Here is a 365-nt window from a genome sequence, read left to right on the forward strand (position 1 = left end):
TGTAAGAACAGATGAAAGTCGTTAGGAGCGAGGTCAGGGCTGTAGGGAGGTTGGTCAAACACGTCCCGGCCAAATCCCTGTAGGTTTACATCGTGCACATCACTACGCCCGCCATTGAACTGTCGGACCCATCTTCTCACCATCGAATCACTTATCGCATTTGGTCCGTAAACATCGCAAGTTTGCCGATAAATTTCACATGGTTTCACTTTCCTCGCATTCAGTTAACCGGATCACCGACCTGATTTCACAGGCGGCGGGGTTTTCAGTCAACGCCGACATTTCAAACAAGCACAACAAAGCCTACGTAACTGACAGCGATCTCCAAATGGCACACGTTCTTCTCCTTGAAACACATCGTCTAC

At 48.8% G+C, this 365-nt stretch carries 1 protein-coding gene; it reads right to left on the reverse strand.

What is annotated here, in order from left to right; all coding sequences use genetic code 11:
* On the reverse strand, positions 1-209 hold a 209-nt coding region (locus tag AC0IXA_RS27235; RefSeq protein WP_471814873.1), incomplete at its 3' end, for a hypothetical protein.
* Between the last annotated feature and the right edge of the window lie 156 nt (positions 210-365).

This window comes from Pseudomonas sp. AC083, assembly GCF_979253165.1.